The 14,958-nt window shown below is 71.1% G+C and carries 13 protein-coding genes; 10 read left to right on the forward strand and 3 right to left on the reverse strand.

Annotation, left to right across the window (positions count from 1 at the left end; genetic code table 11):
• Positions 1–12 precede the first annotated feature (12 nt).
• Complete coding sequence (locus C4U03_RS27580; protein WP_146087554.1) at positions 13–627, reverse strand: hypothetical protein; 615 nt, start codon at positions 625–627, stop codon at positions 13–15.
• A gap of 165 nt (positions 628–792) precedes the next feature.
• Here C4U03_RS27580 and C4U03_RS27585 point away from each other — a divergent pair, with 165 nt between their 5' ends.
• The 9 genes from C4U03_RS27585 (at position 793) to C4U03_RS27625 (ending at position 9,716) form a co-directional block, all read left to right on the forward strand.
• Complete coding sequence (locus C4U03_RS27585; RefSeq protein WP_103941633.1) at positions 793–1,020, forward strand: hypothetical protein; 228 nt, start codon at positions 793–795, stop codon at positions 1,018–1,020.
• A 203-nt stretch (positions 1,021–1,223) separates the two neighbouring features.
• Positions 1,224–3,101: an ABC transporter ATP-binding protein gene (locus C4U03_RS27590; RefSeq protein ID WP_103941877.1), complete on the forward strand. Its 1,878-nt coding sequence runs from the start codon at positions 1,224–1,226 to the stop codon at positions 3,099–3,101.
• Positions 3,102–3,866: 765 nt separating this feature from the next.
• Complete coding sequence (locus C4U03_RS27595) at positions 3,867–4,697, forward strand: AfsR/SARP family transcriptional regulator (RefSeq protein ID WP_103941635.1); 831 nt, start codon at positions 3,867–3,869, stop codon at positions 4,695–4,697.
• A 182-nt stretch (positions 4,698–4,879) separates the two neighbouring features.
• Positions 4,880–5,194: a hypothetical protein gene (locus tag C4U03_RS27600; protein ID WP_103941636.1), complete on the forward strand. Its 315-nt coding sequence runs from the start codon at positions 4,880–4,882 to the stop codon at positions 5,192–5,194.
• 169 nt (positions 5,195–5,363) lie between these two features.
• The gene (locus C4U03_RS27605) at positions 5,364–6,047 is read left to right on the forward strand and encodes a hypothetical protein (protein ID WP_103941638.1); all 684 of its coding nucleotides are present in this window, start codon (positions 5,364–5,366) and stop codon (positions 6,045–6,047) included.
• Between the two features lie 39 nt (positions 6,048–6,086).
• Positions 6,087–7,115, forward strand: coding sequence for a hypothetical protein (locus C4U03_RS27610; protein ID WP_103941640.1), 1,029 nt, complete (start codon positions 6,087–6,089; stop codon positions 7,113–7,115).
• Positions 7,108–7,734: an ABC transporter ATP-binding protein gene (locus tag C4U03_RS27615; protein ID WP_103941642.1), complete on the forward strand. Its 627-nt coding sequence runs from the start codon at positions 7,108–7,110 to the stop codon at positions 7,732–7,734. The genes C4U03_RS27610 and C4U03_RS27615 overlap by 8 nt, the downstream gene beginning before the upstream one ends.
• Entirely contained in the window at positions 7,734–8,804 is a 1,071-nt protein-coding gene (locus C4U03_RS27620; RefSeq protein ID WP_103941644.1) for a hypothetical protein, read from the forward strand. The genes C4U03_RS27615 and C4U03_RS27620 overlap by 1 nt, the downstream gene beginning before the upstream one ends.
• Before the next feature lie 141 nt (positions 8,805–8,945).
• A complete protein-coding gene (locus C4U03_RS27625) occupies positions 8,946–9,716 on the forward strand; it encodes an SGNH/GDSL hydrolase family protein (protein WP_103941646.1) in 771 nt (256 codons plus the stop codon).
• Between the two features lie 162 nt (positions 9,717–9,878).
• Here C4U03_RS27625 and rfbB read toward each other — a convergent pair whose 3' ends face one another.
• Positions 9,879–10,913 carry a dTDP-glucose 4,6-dehydratase gene (gene rfbB / locus C4U03_RS27630; protein WP_103941648.1) on the reverse strand — a complete coding sequence of 345 codons (1,035 nt, stop codon included), beginning with the start codon at positions 10,911–10,913 and terminating at the stop codon, positions 9,879–9,881.
• Positions 10,914–12,313: 1,400 nt separating this feature from the next.
• Here rfbB and C4U03_RS27635 point away from each other — a divergent pair.
• Positions 12,314–13,660, forward strand: coding sequence for a sugar transferase (locus tag C4U03_RS27635; protein WP_235018216.1), 1,347 nt, complete (start codon positions 12,314–12,316; stop codon positions 13,658–13,660).
• On the opposite strand, the gene C4U03_RS27640 is transcribed toward C4U03_RS27635, so the two are convergent.
• Positions 13,654–14,913 (reverse strand): MFS transporter, encoded by a 1,260-nt coding sequence (locus tag C4U03_RS27640; protein WP_103941653.1) that lies wholly within the window; start codon positions 14,911–14,913, stop codon positions 13,654–13,656. The two genes, C4U03_RS27635 and C4U03_RS27640, sit on opposite strands and share 7 nt — an antisense overlap.
• Between the last annotated feature and the right edge of the window lie 45 nt (positions 14,914–14,958).

The raw sequence follows: 14,958 nt of genomic DNA on the forward strand, positions 1-14,958 counted from the left end.
TTCCCGGCATGTTCATGCAGCCTCCTCTGGCGACTCGGACTCCCGCGTCCGATCCGGCGACGGCCCCGGTCCCCGCGTCTCCTCCGGCGGTCCGGACGGGGTGTCCTCGGAGGGCTGCGGGGTCTCCGCCGGTGAGGTCGCCTCGACCGGCGCCGAGGGCTCCTCCGTCGGCTCCGGGGCCTCCGGGGGCACCGGCGTGACGGGCTTGGCGGGCACGGTGTCCGGCACTCCGCACGGCCGCGGGTCCCGTACGCCGGCGATGATGTAGATCGTCGAGTCCGGCCGGATCAGCGTGCCGGGGGCGGGATCGAGCCCGAAGTACTGGCAGTAGCCGGCGTACCCGGGCGATGCGCCCGGGGCCTCCTCGACCTGCTGGCCGAGTTCCGGATAGACGTGCTTGACGACCACGTTCACGCAGATCCGGCCGCCGCAGCTCTTCCTGATCTTCTTGATCAGCGCCGGCTGCACCTTCGACAGCGGCCGGCCGACCGGTCGGCCGAGGTCGGGGACCCGGATCGGATCGCCCGGGGCCCGCCGCGCGCCCGGATCTCCGCCACCGCATCCGGGCACGCACACACAGCCGGCCAGCACCACCACAAATAAGGACGACCTTCGCGGGAACGGCATGGCGGACCTCCTCGTCTCAGGGGAGTCGTCGAAAGCTGGGTTACCCAGGGGCCGGACGTCCGTCACCGCACGGAACCGGACCGCCGGCACCAGTGACTTCCCGACACCGCTGAGTTAGGTTTCGCCAGACCGGTGGGGCTCCCAAGGATCAGGAAAGGCAGTTTCATGAAGGTTCGTCTCGCCGCGCTCACCGCGATGCTGGTGCTGGCCGGCACGGGTCTCACCGCCTGCTCGTCCGATCGCTGGTGCGAGTACGACGCCACCGACACCAAGGTGGCCGACCGCTACTGCGAGCAGGGCACTCCCGGGTACGAGTGGGAGCCCGACAGCGACGGCAAGACCAAGTCGAAGCGCAAGACCAAGTCGCACTCCAAGTCCAAGCCCAAGAGGTAACCCCCGGCGAAGGACGTCCCGGCCGGGACGGGCACCCGGCCCCGCGCCGCCATGCGGGGCCGCCCGCCCGGACGCTCACCGGCCGCCTGGGACTTGGGGGTCCACAGACCCCGGCCCACCGGATTATCCAGTTGACCTCGACCTTGCTTGAGGCCACATGCTAAGGCCCGTAGCGATGGCCGACAGCGATCCGGATGGTGCCCATGGACATGGAGATGACCGCGTGGACGTCACTGCGCAGCGCGGTGAACGCCAAGAACGGGGAGCGGCCGTTCTCCAGACGGACACTGCGGCGGATCGGCGTCTTCGCCCGCCCGCACCGCCGCAGGCTCGTGCTCTTCCTGGTGCTCAGCACGGTGATCGCGGTCACCGCGGTGGCCACTCCCGTGCTGGCGGGCCGCGTCGTCGACGCCATCGTCCGGGGTGAACGGCCCGGACTGGTCACCGGACTGGCCGCGGTGATCGCCGTGCTGGCGGTCGTCGAGGCCGCGCTCGGGCTGGTGAACCGGTGGCTGTCGGCGCGCATCGGCGAGGGCCTGATCCTGGACCTGCGCACCGCCGTGTACGACCACGTCCAGCGGATGCCGATCGCCTTCTTCACCCGGACCCGCACCGGGGCCCTGGTCAGCCGGCTCAACAACGACGTGATCGGGGCGCAGCGGGCGTTCAGCTCCACACTGTCGGGGGTGGCCGGCAACCTGGTCACGCTCGTCCTGACGCTGGCGGTGATGGTCCGGCTGTCCTGGCAGATCACCCTGCTGGCGCTGGCGCTGCTGCCGGTGTTCGTACTGCCCGCCCGGCGGATGGGCGCCCGGCTGGCCCGGCTGGAGCGGGAGGCCGCCGACCACAACGCCACGATGGGCACCCAGATGACCGAGCGGTTCTCCGCGCCGGGCGCCACGCTGGTCAAGCTGTTCGGGCGGCCCGCCCGCGAGTCGGCCGAGTTCGCCGCGCGGGCCCGCCGGGTCGCCGACATCGGGGTGCGCACCGCCATGGTGCAGACCGTGTTCGTCACCGCCCTGACGCTGGTGTCGGCCCTCGCGCTGGCCCTGGTGTACGGGCTGGGCGGCTTCTACGCGCTGCGCGGCGGCCTGGAGCCGGGCGCGGTCGTGGCGCTGGCGCTGCTGCTGACCCGGCTGTACGCGCCGCTGACCGCGCTGGCCGGCGCCCGGGTCGAGGTGATGAGCGCACTGGTCAGCTTCGAGCGGGTCTTCGAGATCCTGGACCTGGAGCCGCTGATCGCCGAACGGCCGGACGCCCGCCGCGTCCCCGACGGGCCGGTCTCGGTGGAGTTCGACCGGGTGCGCTTCGCCTACCCGGCCGCCGACCGGATCTCGCTGGCGTCCCTGGAGGAGGTCGCCGCGCTCGACACCCGGGGCGGCGAGCAGGTGCTGCACGAGATGTCGTTCCGTGCCGAGCCCGGCCAGATGGTGGCGCTGGTGGGCTCGTCCGGCGCCGGCAAGTCGACGATCGCGCAACTGCTGCCGCGCCTGTACGACGTGGACGAGGGCGCCGTGCGGCTGGCGGACGTGGACGTGCGCGACCTGACGTTCGCGTCGATCCGCGAGACGGTCGGCATGGTGACCCAGGACGGGCACCTGTTCCACGACTCGATCCGCGAGAACCTGCTGCTGGCCCGGCCGGAGGCCGACGAGGCGGAACTGTGGGAGGTGCTGCGCCGGGCCCGGCTGGACGACCTGGTGGCGGGGCTGCCCGACGGGCTGGACACGGTCGTCGGCGAGCGCGGCTACCGGCTGTCGGGCGGCGAGCGGCAGCGGCTGACCATCGCCCGGCTGCTGCTGGCTCGCCCCCGGGTGGTGATCCTGGACGAGGCCACCGCGCATCTGGACTCCACCTCCGAGGCCGCCGTGCAGGAGGCGCTGGCCGAGGCTCTCGACGGCCGGACCGCGCTGGTGATCGCCCACCGGCTGTCCACCATCCGCACGGCGGACCTCATTCTGGTCATCGAGGGCGGGCGGATCGTCGAGCGCGGTACCCACGCCGAACTCCTCGCCGCCGGGGGACGCTACCGGGAACTGCACGACACCCAGTTCGAGCAGTCCTCCGCCGCCCTCGCCTGAATCCGCCCACCCGAATCCGCCGCCCGGCGCCTCCCCGGCGCCGGGCGGCGCTTTTCCCGGTCTTCCCGGTCTTCCCGGTCTTCCCGGCCGAGGCTGAAGGCCAGCGGACTTTCCGAAATCTTTACTGAACTTGATGATTACGATCTCGGCTGGACTTCCTTGTCCCCACAAGTCCCTCGAATAGCGACGAACCCGGCGAACGGAACATCCTGCGCGGCCACCCCGGCGGCGTCGCACACCATTCTCGTGGCCGGCGATCCGGCGATACCCCGGAACCGCCCGCGCCGGGAGGGCCGGCGCCACTGATCGCCATGGCGCCACACGGCCGACATCGGCCAATTACCGGCAGTGACGCGCACCGTGCACTGGAGTACGACTATCGTATTGACCGAGTAATCAACTGGTCACACCCGGACATTGAAAAGATCTTTCCCGGGCTCGGTGCGAAACGGGCACCGAGACCTCTTCACCGTCGGGGGAACTGATGCCGCCAAGCGTGATCGCACTATCGGAGATCGTCAGCCGGGCGTCCTGGAGGGCCCGCCGGATGCGCTCCGAACGCGGATCCGCGGGTCACCGCACACCGGCACGGAAATGATGAGACTTATTCGGATTTCGTGCAGACAATGATCCGGGGGAGACGCCCACCCCGCACGGTGACCCGGCCGTACCGGTCACGCCGAACGCGATGACCGGTCCCGGGCCGCCCGTGGCCCCGTCCGGAACGCCGAACGCCTCCTCCGTCGGGGAAAAGGAGTGCCTCCAATGCTCTTGTTCCGCATTCTCGGACAATTGCAGGTGTCCCGGTCATGTCCCGGCCACACCGTTCCGTCACTGGCGCACCGGGGACGGGCGCTGCTATCCACCCTGCTCCTGGCCGACGGAGTGCCGGTCTCCCAGGAGCACCTCGCCTCCATGATCTGGGACGTCCCACCGAAGTCCTATCGGGAGAACATCCGCCAGCACGTCTCCCGGCTGCGGATCGCCCTGCAGCACACCGACCCGGAACTGGCCGCCCGGATGGTCACGGTGGGCGGCGCGGCCGGGCCGCAGCGGGCCGTCTACGCGTTCAAGGTCAGCTTCGGCGAGGTCGACGTGCACGTCTTCCGGCACGAGCTGGAGACCGCCCGCCGCGCGCTGGCGGCCGGCGAACGGGCCGCCGCGCTGCGTTGCCTCGAACGGGGCCTGGCGCTGTGGCGCGGGCCGGCGGGCCTGAACGTCGAGGGCTCTCTCCTGCTCAGGTCGGAGTTCGACGCCCTGGACGAGATCCGGCTGACCGCCCGGGAGGACCTGATCGAGATCCGGCTCGCCACCGCGCTGCCCTCCCACCACGTGCTGCACGAGGTCCGCGAACTGGTCCGGGGCCATCCGCTGCGCGAGCGGTCCCACGCCCTGCTGATGCGGGCCCTCTACCTGTCCGGAGACCAGGTCGGAGCGCTGTGCGCCTACCGCGAGCTGGCCGCGCGACTGGACGAGGAACTCGGCGTCTACCCCGCCCCCGAACTCCAGCGGCTGCATCTGGCGATACTCCGGCATGACATCTCGGCTATCTCACCGTCACCTGTCACAGGCACCGATCTGACCCGTGGCCGATAAACGGTCGTCCGGTAATCGGTGAACGGTCGAATCCACCCGGCCCGGACCGTCACCGGAGATCTTATGCAGGGCTTATGCAGACCGCTCCCTAGAGTCGTCCGCAACGCACTCAAGGAGCCCATGCCGGCCTCTGGAAACCACAAGTGACAGCAGCCGGCATGGGCACGCGGAAAGGAGACCACATGTCTCGTGAGAACTCGTCCCGGCGGATACGCCGGGCCGCCGCCCTCGCCGTCATCGGCGCGGTCGCCGGGCTCGGCACGGCCGTCGTCGGCGTACTGCCGGCCGAGGCCGCCTGCCGATACTCCTACCTGGCCGGCGGCGCCGAATACGGCGCCTACGCCTACGCGGAGACGGCCGACTGCGCGTGGATCAGCCGGTCCTACGCCCGGCACGGAAACGTGGCCACGCTGTCGGGCTGGTACCCGGTGTCCTCGTTCGCGAGGGTCGACATCGGCTACCACCCCAGCTGGGAGGCGCGTAACGAATTCCGCTGATTCACAGCCCCCCGACACCCGTAACGGGCACGGTCCACCAGGCCGTGCCCGTTCCTCATGCGGTGAATTCTGCCAAGCGATCTTAACGGCGGGCTTAGTCGACGCTCGCCAGACTCCAGAACCGGCAACCTCCCCATCGGGAGGACCGCACCAAGAACAGGGAGAACCGATGCGGATCAGATCCGTACCGCCGATGGTCGCGCTCGCGTCGAGCCTTTTGCTGCTGCCCTCCTGCGGATCGGCGGACCAGGACGACGCCGGCGGAAAAGAGCCGAGGACGGGCGAGAAGATCTCGCTCACGGAGGAGTTCAAGAAGGCCAGAAACCAGGCCAAGACGGACTTCGAACGCGGTATCTGGGACCGGGCGATCAAAGCCGGAAAGATCAGCCAGGCCGACTATGAGGAGTCCTTCGGTCGGTACCGGCAGTGCGCCCAGGACGCCGGCTACCGGGAGACCTACACCAAGCAGTCCAACGGCACCTACCGGATCAACCCGCCTTCCCTCCCCGACGACAAGTCGCTCGACCAGTACCTGAAGACCACCGGCGACTGCGCGGAAGCCGCGGGCCTGACCCGGGTCGAGGCCCTGCTGCGCACCCAGGTCGACAACCCCGACCGGCTCGCCGACCCCCGGGAGGTCGTGGTGCGGTGCCTGCTCAAGGAGGGGCTCATCTCCGGCGACTACACCGCCGAGCAGCTCGGCAAGGACGCCAAGGACGGGTTCCGCAAGGTCCCCTTCGACCTCGCCGACCCGCGGGTCAAGCAGTGCCTGGACAAGGGCGGCTACGCCGTCGAGGTGCAGGGCCCCCGCAACGGGCCGGGCGCCGGGCCCGAGCAGACCAGCGGCGGATGAGCGGCCGATCCGCACGGACGCACAGAATCGAGGGATGACGTGATCAAGCTGTCCGCGGGCACGGCCTCACTCGCCGGCCTGGTGCTGGCCGGGGCCGGCGCGATGGGCGGGATACTGCTCCGCCCGGCCGACCCCCCGCCGGGACTGCGGGCGGCCGCCGAGGTCACCTCGGCGCCCACCGCCACCGAGCAGTTCACCGACGAGCGCACGGTGAAGGTCGCCATGACGGTGGCGCCGACGCCTCCCCTGTCGGTGGCGGCCACCGGCCGGGTGACCGCCTCGTACTGCACGGCCGGACGCACCCTGAAGTCCGGTGCGCTCGCCGCCAGGATCAACGAGAAGCCCGTGGTGGCCCTGGCCACGAAGATCCCGCTCTACCGGGACCTGGACCTCGGCGCCACCGGCCGCGACGTCGCGGGCCTGCAACAGGAGCTGCGACGGCTCGGCCACGGCGGGAGCACCGGCGGCAGGTACGACTACTGGACCAAGACGGCGGTCCAGCGGCTGATGCGCGCGGCCGGGGTCAGTGGGCCCGACGGCGTACTGCGGATCTCCCAGGTGCTGTGGCTGCCGGACAGCCGGGTGGTCCCCGCCAAGTGCTCGATGGTGGTGGGCCGGCAGGTCTCCCAGGGCGACAAGTACGCCACCGTGCCCAGACGGCCGGCCTCGATCCGGGTCAGCCCGATGCCCGCGGACCTGGCGCCCGGCCGCCGCACCATCGAGCTCATGGGCAGGTCCGGGCCGCTGGGCAAGGACGGCACCGTCACCGACCGCGACTTCCTCGCCGCGCTGTCGCGCACCCGGGAGTTCCAGGACCTCAAGCCCGGCGACGAGCCGCCCGCCGCCCGCATCGCGCTGGCCGCCCCGCTGCGGACGGTGAAGGTGCCGCCGTCGGCGGTGTTCGCCGTGGACGGCGCGCGAGGATGCCTGCAGTCGGGACGGCGGGTGATACCCGTCCGGATCGTGGGATCCAAGCTGGGCACCACCCTGGTGCTCCCCGACCAGGCCGTCCCTTCCACGGTGAACCTGGGATCGTCGATCACCGCGCGGTCGTGCGGCCATGGCTGAGCCGGCCAAGCTCGTGCGCGCCATCGGTCTGGGCCATCGCTTCCCCGGCACTGCCGAGCTGTTCTCCGGGCTGACCTTCGAGCTGCATCCCGGGCAGGTCACCGGGCTGTGCGGCCCCTCCGGGTCGGGGAAGTCCACGCTGCTGTCGATCCTGGCCGGCTGGGTGGCGCCGGCCGAGGGCACCCTCGAACGGACCGGCGTGTCCCGTACCGGCTGGGTCTTCCAGAACCCGTACGGGGTGCCGCGGCGCAGCGCCCTCGACCACGTGAGCCTGCCGCTGCTGGCCCAGGGGTGGACCCGCGGCCAGGCGGAACGGCGGGCGCTGGAGGTGATGGCCGACTTCGGGCTGACGGCCGTGGCCGACCGGCAGTTCCGCCGGCTGTCCGGCGGGGAGGCGCAGCGGCTGATGCTGGCCCGTTCGGTGTGCTCGGCGCCCGACCTGCTGCTGGTGGACGAGCCCACCGCCCAGCTCGACCTGCGCACCGCCCGTACCGTCAACCGGACCCTCGGGGCGATCGCGCAGGACGGCACGATCGTGGTGATCGCCACGCATGATCCGGACACCCGGGCCGTCTGCACCCGGGTCATCGACCTGGCCGAGAGGGGACGGGACCACTGATGAGAGCACGTTCCGTTCTCACCGAGGCGTCCCGCAACCTCGCCACCGGCACCACCAGGGCGGCGCTGTTCGGGCTCGCCCTGGCCGTGCTCGCCGGCGGCCTGGCGATCGCCGACGCCCGCTCCGTCATGGACCTGCGTCGTCGTGCCGGGGACTTCGTCGCCTCGGGCGCGACGGTCCAGGTGCTGGTGGCCAGGAACACGACCGACGCGGCCTCCTGCGAGGGGCTGTCCCGGGTGACCGGCGTCCGGGCGGCCGGGGCGCTGCGCGAGGCCGACCCCGTCGTGCTCCGGGCGATGTCGGCCAACCCGATCCCCGCCTTCGCGGTCACCCCCGGCCTGGTCAGGCTGCTGGGCGGGGATCCCGGCGCCCGGGCGGGCGCGTGGCTGCCCGAGGAGCTCGCCAGGACGCTGCGGGTGACGGCGGGCAGCACGCTGGCCACGACCGCCGGGACGCTCACCGTGGCCGGGACCTACGCCCATCCCGACGACGGGCGGGACGGCCGCCTGGCGTACGCGGTGCTTCTCCCCCGGCTGCCCCAGGGGATTTTCGACGAATGCTGGGTGGACACCCGGCCGGTTTCCCCAAGCGCCAAAAGGACCATGTACGCGGCGGTCAAGGTGGACGGTGAATCCACCGAGCCGGTCAACATGGAACAGTTGAACGCCGGTATGGGCCTGGAATTCGACGGCGCGGCGCAGTTCTCCGCACGCGCCACCCGGCACGCCCTGCCGGCCTGTGCGGTCGCCGGATTCGTGCTCGGATTCGCGGCGGTACGGCGCCGGCGGCTGGAACTGGCCGGAGCCCTGCACATCGGAATGCCCGCCCGGGCCATCATGACCATGACACTGGCCGAGACCGCGGCCTGGGCGCTGGCAGCCTTCGCCCTCGCCGCGTTCGCACTGGTCGCCGTGGTCGTCACGGGCACTCCGGTGGACGGCCGGCAGATCTACCTCATCGACGTCCGGGGACCCGCCGCGGCGGCCGTCGCGGCGCTGGCCGGAGCGGCCTGCGCGGCACTCACCATCCGGGAAAGGCAACTGTTCCGCTACTTCAAGGACCGCAACTGACCGGGCGCCGAAGGCTCCCTGTGAACGACTCCAACCGTGGGGAGGAGTTTCTGTATTCACTTCCAGTTCATGGGCCTTTCCGGACGTCTACCGGACGGTAATAATGGCGGGGCCGTCCCACCCCCTGGAGGATCCATGCGCATGTCACGTGCCGTGTCCGCTGCCCTGGGGGCGCTTACCGCCCTGGCGCTCGTCCTGTTTCCCACCGGTATCTCACAGGCCCAGGAGAACGAATACGTCGCGCTGGGCGACTCGTATTCCTCGGGCAGCGGGGCCGGGGACTACACGGACACGGCCTGCACCCGCAGCGCCAACTCCTACCCCGCCCGCTGGGCGGCGGCCAACTCCCCCCGCACCTTCACGTTCGTGGCCTGCGGCGGCGCCACGATCCCCGACGTGCAGGCCGGCCAGTTGTCGGCGCTGAGCGCCGCCACCACCCTGGTCAGCATCAGCATCGGCGGCAACGACTCCGGGTTCGCCTCGACCATGCTGCGCTGCAAGCTGCTGACCACGAGCGGATGCCGGCGCGCCCTGGAGGAGGCCCGCGCCTACGTGGACAACCAGCTTCCCGGTGCGCTCGCCACGCTGTACTCCCAGATCCGCTCGCGCGCCCCGCAGGCCAAGGTCGTCGTGGTCGGCTACCCCTACCTCTACAAGGTCGGCGGCCTGTGCCTCGGTGACCTGAACGCCGACAAGCGCGCCCTGCTCAAGGACGGCTCCGACGCCCTCAACGCCGTCATCGCCACCGCCGCCCGCAACGCCGGCTTTGCGTTCGCTGACGGCCGCCCGGCGTTCGCCGGCCACGAGATCTGCACCACCGACGAGTGGATCGACCCCACCACCATCCACCCCAACGCCACCGGTCATCAGCGCGGCTACCTGCCCGCCTTCACCGCCGCCGCGTCCTCCTGACGCCCGGCGCCCATCCGCCCCGGCCGCTGCCCGCCACCTTTTCGAGACAGCGGGCAGCGGCCGGTCCGCGCCTTCAGCCACACCTGCCGACCGTCCGGGCCCGACTGGTGCGGCCGCACCGGTCGCGGCCGGAACCCCCGGACCACCCATCGCAGGCAGGCGTCAGCGACCTCGTCCCACGGCCTGCTGACCGTTCAGGCCGGTCTCGGTCGGCGGCGGAGCAGTCGCTTCATGGGGTGGCCGCAGGCACAGTGGGGTCCACCAGGCGCGGTTGGCGGCGTACCACTCGATCGTTTCAGCCAGGCCGTTCTCGAAGTCGACGGTGGGTCGGTAGCCGAGGGTGCGCAGCTTGGCGTCCGACAGGGAGTAGCGGCGGTCGTGGCCCTTGCGGTCCGGGACCGGGCGGACCCGGGTCCAGTCGGCGCCCAGGAGCTTCAGCAGCCGTTCGGTGAGCCAGCGGTTGGTCAGTTCGGTGGTGCCGGCGATGTGGTAGACCTCGCCGGGCTCGCCGCGCTCGGCGACGATCCGGATGCCCTTGCAGTGGTCGTCCACGTGCAGCCAGGTGCGCACGTTGCCGCCGTCGCCGTAGAGGGGGACGTCCAGGCCGTCCATGAGGTTGGTGGCGAACAACGGGATGATCTTCTCGGGGTACTGGTACGGGCCGTAGTTGTTGCCGGAGCGGGTGATGCTGACCGGCAGGCCGTGGGTGCGGTGGTAGGCCAGCGCGATCATGTCGCCGCTCGCCTTGCTGGCGGCGTACGGGGAACTGGGGGACAGCGGGGCCCGCTCGTCCCACGATCCGGTCTCGATGCTGCCGTACACCTCATCGGTGGAGACGTGGACGACCCTGGGCGTCCCGGCGTCCAGGCACGCCTGCATCAGGGTCTGGGTGCCGAGCACGTTGGTGTGCACGAACTCGGCCGCGCCCAGGATGGAACGGTCGACATGGGATTCGGCGGCGAAGTTGACCACCAGGTCATGGCCCGGCACCACCTCGGCGAGCAGCTCGGCGTCGCAGATATCGCCCTTGACGAACGCGAACCGGCCCTCGACCGGATCGAGGTTGGCCGGGTTGCCGGCATAGGTCAGCTTGTCGAGGACGGTGACCTGCGGCAGGTCGTCCGTACCGGACAGCAGGGTGCGGACGTAGTGCGAGCCGATGAAACCGGCGCCACCGGTGACGAGGACACGCCTCATGTGTACTTGCGGCGCGGAAGCCCCCCAGGGGTCGCCGCGTCTCCCTTCCTGCGAACGAACCTGTACGGCGCCGGTGACGACCCGGAACTGGCCACGATCACCAGACACCCGCCAGTGCGCCTCCGGAACACCGGGCGCCAGGGGCCGCGCTTGCGCCCGGCGCCCCCTCGATCGACGCGCCAACCAGCATGACGGAGTACCCGGCCTCGCCGTTCCCCGGACCCTCCCGACCAGAGGTAACGAAAGCCACACCACACGAAGCCACCTGCCCGCGCCTCCATCAGGGAGGCCGAGCCGACGCACAAGCCACGCGACACGAGCCAGCCCGACCAGCAGCCGGTCGGGGAGAACGGGCCGACACACAAGCCGCCGGACGCTCGGAGAGCGAGTCGGCGCGGAAGCCAGGCGGTATGAGACGGCCTGGCCGCCGGCCGGCGGGGAGAAGGAGTCGGTGCGGGAGCCTCGTGGTGCGGGACGGGTGGGCGGGAAGGTGTCGGTGCATCTGTCCGTCGCATCCGTCCGCCGGTTTGATGAACGAATGCGCGGGCGGAACGCCGCCGGGGTCCGAATCGCTCTCCGTCTTCATGATCCACTGACGGGTCGGCAATGGCGATACGGTGTGCCGGCCCGGGGGTGGGCGTACGCATGCCTCACGACGGCATGCCCATCCGGGCCATCATTCCCCGTCCCGGAGATTTCAATATCCGCAAAACTATCAGGACATGTCCCGAAACGGACATAGAGAAAAGGCGCGCGAGTGTGGCACTTGAACGTTCAAAGGAAGCTTTCCATCTGTTATGATGACTGGTTCGCATCACCGTTACCGCAGAGAATCCGCACCCCGTGGGCATCCGGACACCGAGAGGCCGACACCCTCGACATTTCCTACTTTTTAGGTATGTATAGCAAGATTCTTTGTCGGACGACACGGACATCCGCCCCACCAGACCACCCCAGCACACCGCCACGACCACTGGTTATCACGCAGAGTCAACAGTAAATACCCAACTTCGCCCGACGGTTCGCCGGCAACCAGGTCCACCCACCCAGCCTCCTTTGCCGCCAGCTCCGCCACCCGCCCCGAAGACGAACGCGTTCCGGCTGCCGGTGCCCGACCCGAAAAAGCAAGGCAATGGCCTCGGATTGGCCGAATCCGGCCAATCCGAGGCCGTAACCCGCCCGACACACCACGAACTTCACCTGGAAGCTATATTCATTTTTCCTTCCCTTTACCTAATCCGGCGGCGGGTGGGAGCCTCCGGAGGATGGGAACGACGGGGTGACAAAGGGGAACCGTGACCACCGCAGACGCGTTCCGGGCCGCTCGTCTCGCGGCTCGGCACAACCGCGTTCACAACGCGATCACCTGGACGTCCGGATATGCCCGCCAGGCCGCGGCCGTGGATTTCTGCTGTGCCCTGGCCGCCAGTGCCCTAGGGTTTTACGGGCGTTTCGGGGAAGCCCGGATGTCGCCGGGTCCCGACACGCTGCTGGCACTGGCGCTGCCCTTCGGCTGGCTGGCGTGGGTCGCGCTGGCCGGCGGTTACGACGCCCGCTTCTTCGGCGCCGGGTCCGACGAGTACCGCCGGATCTTCAACGCCGGGGTGAGCCTGACCGCCGCGGTCGCCATCGTCTCCTACGCCACCAAGGCGGAGATCGCCCGGGGGTACGTGGCGCTGGCGCTGCCCCTGCTCACGCTGCTGGACCTGGCCGCCCGCCACCGGCTGCGCAAATGGCTGCACCGGCGCTGGGCCGCCGGGCAGAGCATGCGCCGCGTCGTGGTGGCCGGTCACGGGGACGCCGCCGCCGCGCTGATCCGCGAACTGGGCCGGGCCAGCCACCACGGCATGGAGGTCGTCGCCGTCGCCGTCCCGCCCGGCCACGCCGGACGGCTGGGGGACACGCCCGTCTACGAGGGCCTGGACCGGATCGCCGAGGTCGTACGGCTGAAACGGGCCGACGCGGTCGCGGTGCTGGCCTGCCCGGAGTTGGACGGCATCACGCTGCGGCGGCTGAGCTGGGACCTGGAGCACACGCGGACCGAGTTGTTCGTCGCCCCCGCCGTGCTGGACATCGCCGGTCCGCGCACCACCATCCGTCCCATCGCCGGCCTGCCGCTGCTGCACCTGGACCACCCGGAGCTGTTCAGTGGCGTCCGGCCGGTGGCCAAGGCCCTCTTCGACCGCGGAGTCGCGGCGCTGGCACTGCTGCTGCTGGCCCCGGTGATGCTGCCGGTGGCCGTGCTGGTGCGGCTGACCTCACCGGGCCCGGCGCTGTTCGTCCAGGAGCGCATCGGCCGGGACGGCGTGCCCTTCCGGATGTTCAAGTTCCGCACCATGGTCAGCGGCGCCGAGCGGATGCACGAGCGGCTGGCCGCCGAGCAGGACGGAGTGCTGTTCAAGCTCAGGAGGGACCCGCGGCTGACCCGTGTCGGCGGCCGGCTGCGCCGCTACTCGGTGGACGAGCTGCCCCAGCTGATCAACGTCCTGCGCGGCGAGATGTCCCTGGTGGGCCCCCGCCCGCCGCTGCGCCACGAGGTCGAACGGTACGAGCAGGACGTGTTCCGCCGCCTGGTCGTCAAGCCCGGGCTCACCGGCCTGTGGCAGATCAGCGGGCGCTCGGACCTGTCGTGGGAGGAGTCGGTCCGCCTGGACCTGCACTATGCCGAGAACTGGTCCCTCGTGCTGGACATGCAGATCCTCTGGCGTACCGTCGCGGCCGTGATCCGCGGCTCCGGCGCCTACTGACCCGCCGCGCGGCAGGCGCGCAGCAGCGCGCCGGCGACCGGGAGCGCGGAGGCCAGCAGCAGCGCCGCCGCCAGCACCGCCGTCCCCGGCCCCCACGCCGTCCAGGCCGCCCCCACCAGCACCGACGACAGCAACCTGGCCAGCGCCTGGCCGGTCTGCAGGATCGCCAGGCCGCTGGTGCGCAGGTCCTCCGGCAACAACGGGCCGGCCGCCGCCATCAGCACCCCGTCCGTCGCCGCGTAGAACGCGCCGTGCAGCGCCAGCACCGGAACGAGCAGCGCGGGTCCGCCGAGCGGTGCCAGCAGGAGCACATAGGCCGCCAGCAGCAGCAGATGCCCGCCCAGGAAGACCGGGCGCGCGCCGATCCGATCCGACAGCCGCCCGCACCCGTAGGACAGCAGCAGGAATGTGACGGCGGTGCCCACCGGCAGCAGCGGGAGGTAGACGGCCTGTAGGTCGAGTTCCCGTTGCAGCAGCAGATAGAGGAAGGCGTCGCTCACCGTGAACAGGCCGAGCAGACCGGCCGCTGCGCAGACCGGGCCGAACCGCCGGTCGGCCACCAGCCGGAGCGCGGCCCGTACCGAGACCGGGGGCTTGCCGGAGGCCGGTGCCGCCCGCCGGGGCCGGTCCCGGACGAACAGCATCAGCAACAGCACGCCGAGCACACCCAGGCAGGCACTGACCACGAAGACCGCGTCGTAGGCCCCCGGCGCCGCCCACAGCACCGCGAACGCCACGAAGGGACCGGCCAGGGCGCCTGCGGTGTCCATCGCCCGGTGCACTCCGAACGCGGTGCCCAGGTCGCGGGGGTCACTGCTCAGCGTGATCAGCGCGTCCCGGGGAGCGGTGCGCACGCCCTTGCCAGTGCGGTCGGCGGCCAGCACCGCACCCAGCGCGTACGGGGAGCCCCCGGCGGCGAGCAGCCCCAGCTTGGCGGCGGCCGACACCCCGTAACCGAGGCCGGCGACCAACTTGCGACGCTGGAGGCGGTCGGCGAGATGGCCGCCCAGCAGCCGCACCACCGCCGTCACCCCGGCGTAACCGCCGTCGATCAGGCCGAACACCAGCGGGCTGAGGCCCAGCGTGAGCACCAGGTACAGCGGCAGCACCGCGGTCACCATCTCCGCGGACACGTCGGTGACCAGGCTCACCAGCCCCAGCGCCAGCACGTTCCCGGCGACCGCCCGGCGCGCCCCGCCGGATCGACCCGCCCGTACGGCCGCGTCCGCGGCCCGGTTCGAGGAGAAGTACATCCGGGCCGGTCAGCACCCCGGGCCGGGAAGCAGTACCCGGCCGGC

This window comes from Thermomonospora echinospora (genome assembly GCF_900108175.1).
GTDB classification, from domain to species: domain Bacteria; phylum Actinomycetota; class Actinomycetes; order Streptosporangiales; family Streptosporangiaceae; genus Thermomonospora; species Thermomonospora echinospora.

Excerpts from the sequence above, each read along its gene's own strand:
- C4U03_RS27580 (WP_146087554.1), bottom strand. The coding sequence starts at position 627 with ATGCCGTTCCCGCGAAGGTCGTCCTTATTTGTGGTGGTGCTGGCCGGC.
- C4U03_RS27590 (WP_103941877.1), top strand. The coding sequence starts at position 1,224 with ATGGACATGGAGATGACCGCGTGGACGTCACTGCGCAGCGCGGTGAAC.
- C4U03_RS27615 (WP_103941642.1), top strand. The coding sequence starts at position 7,108 with ATGGCTGAGCCGGCCAAGCTCGTGCGCGCCATCGGTCTGGGCCATCGC.
- C4U03_RS27640 (WP_103941653.1), bottom strand. The coding sequence starts at position 14,913 with ATGTACTTCTCCTCGAACCGGGCCGCGGACGCGGCCGTACGGGCGGGT.
- C4U03_RS27595 (WP_103941635.1), top strand. The coding sequence starts at position 3,867 with ATGCTCTTGTTCCGCATTCTCGGACAATTGCAGGTGTCCCGGTCATGT.
- C4U03_RS27620 (WP_103941644.1), top strand. The coding sequence starts at position 7,734 with ATGAGAGCACGTTCCGTTCTCACCGAGGCGTCCCGCAACCTCGCCACC.
- rfbB (WP_103941648.1), bottom strand. The coding sequence starts at position 10,913 with ATGAGGCGTGTCCTCGTCACCGGTGGCGCCGGTTTCATCGGCTCGCAC.
- C4U03_RS27585 (WP_103941633.1), top strand. The coding sequence starts at position 793 with ATGAAGGTTCGTCTCGCCGCGCTCACCGCGATGCTGGTGCTGGCCGGC.
- C4U03_RS27600 (WP_103941636.1), top strand. The coding sequence starts at position 4,880 with ATGTCTCGTGAGAACTCGTCCCGGCGGATACGCCGGGCCGCCGCCCTC.
- C4U03_RS27605 (WP_103941638.1), top strand. The coding sequence starts at position 5,364 with ATGCGGATCAGATCCGTACCGCCGATGGTCGCGCTCGCGTCGAGCCTT.
- C4U03_RS27625 (WP_103941646.1), top strand. The coding sequence starts at position 8,946 with ATGTCACGTGCCGTGTCCGCTGCCCTGGGGGCGCTTACCGCCCTGGCG.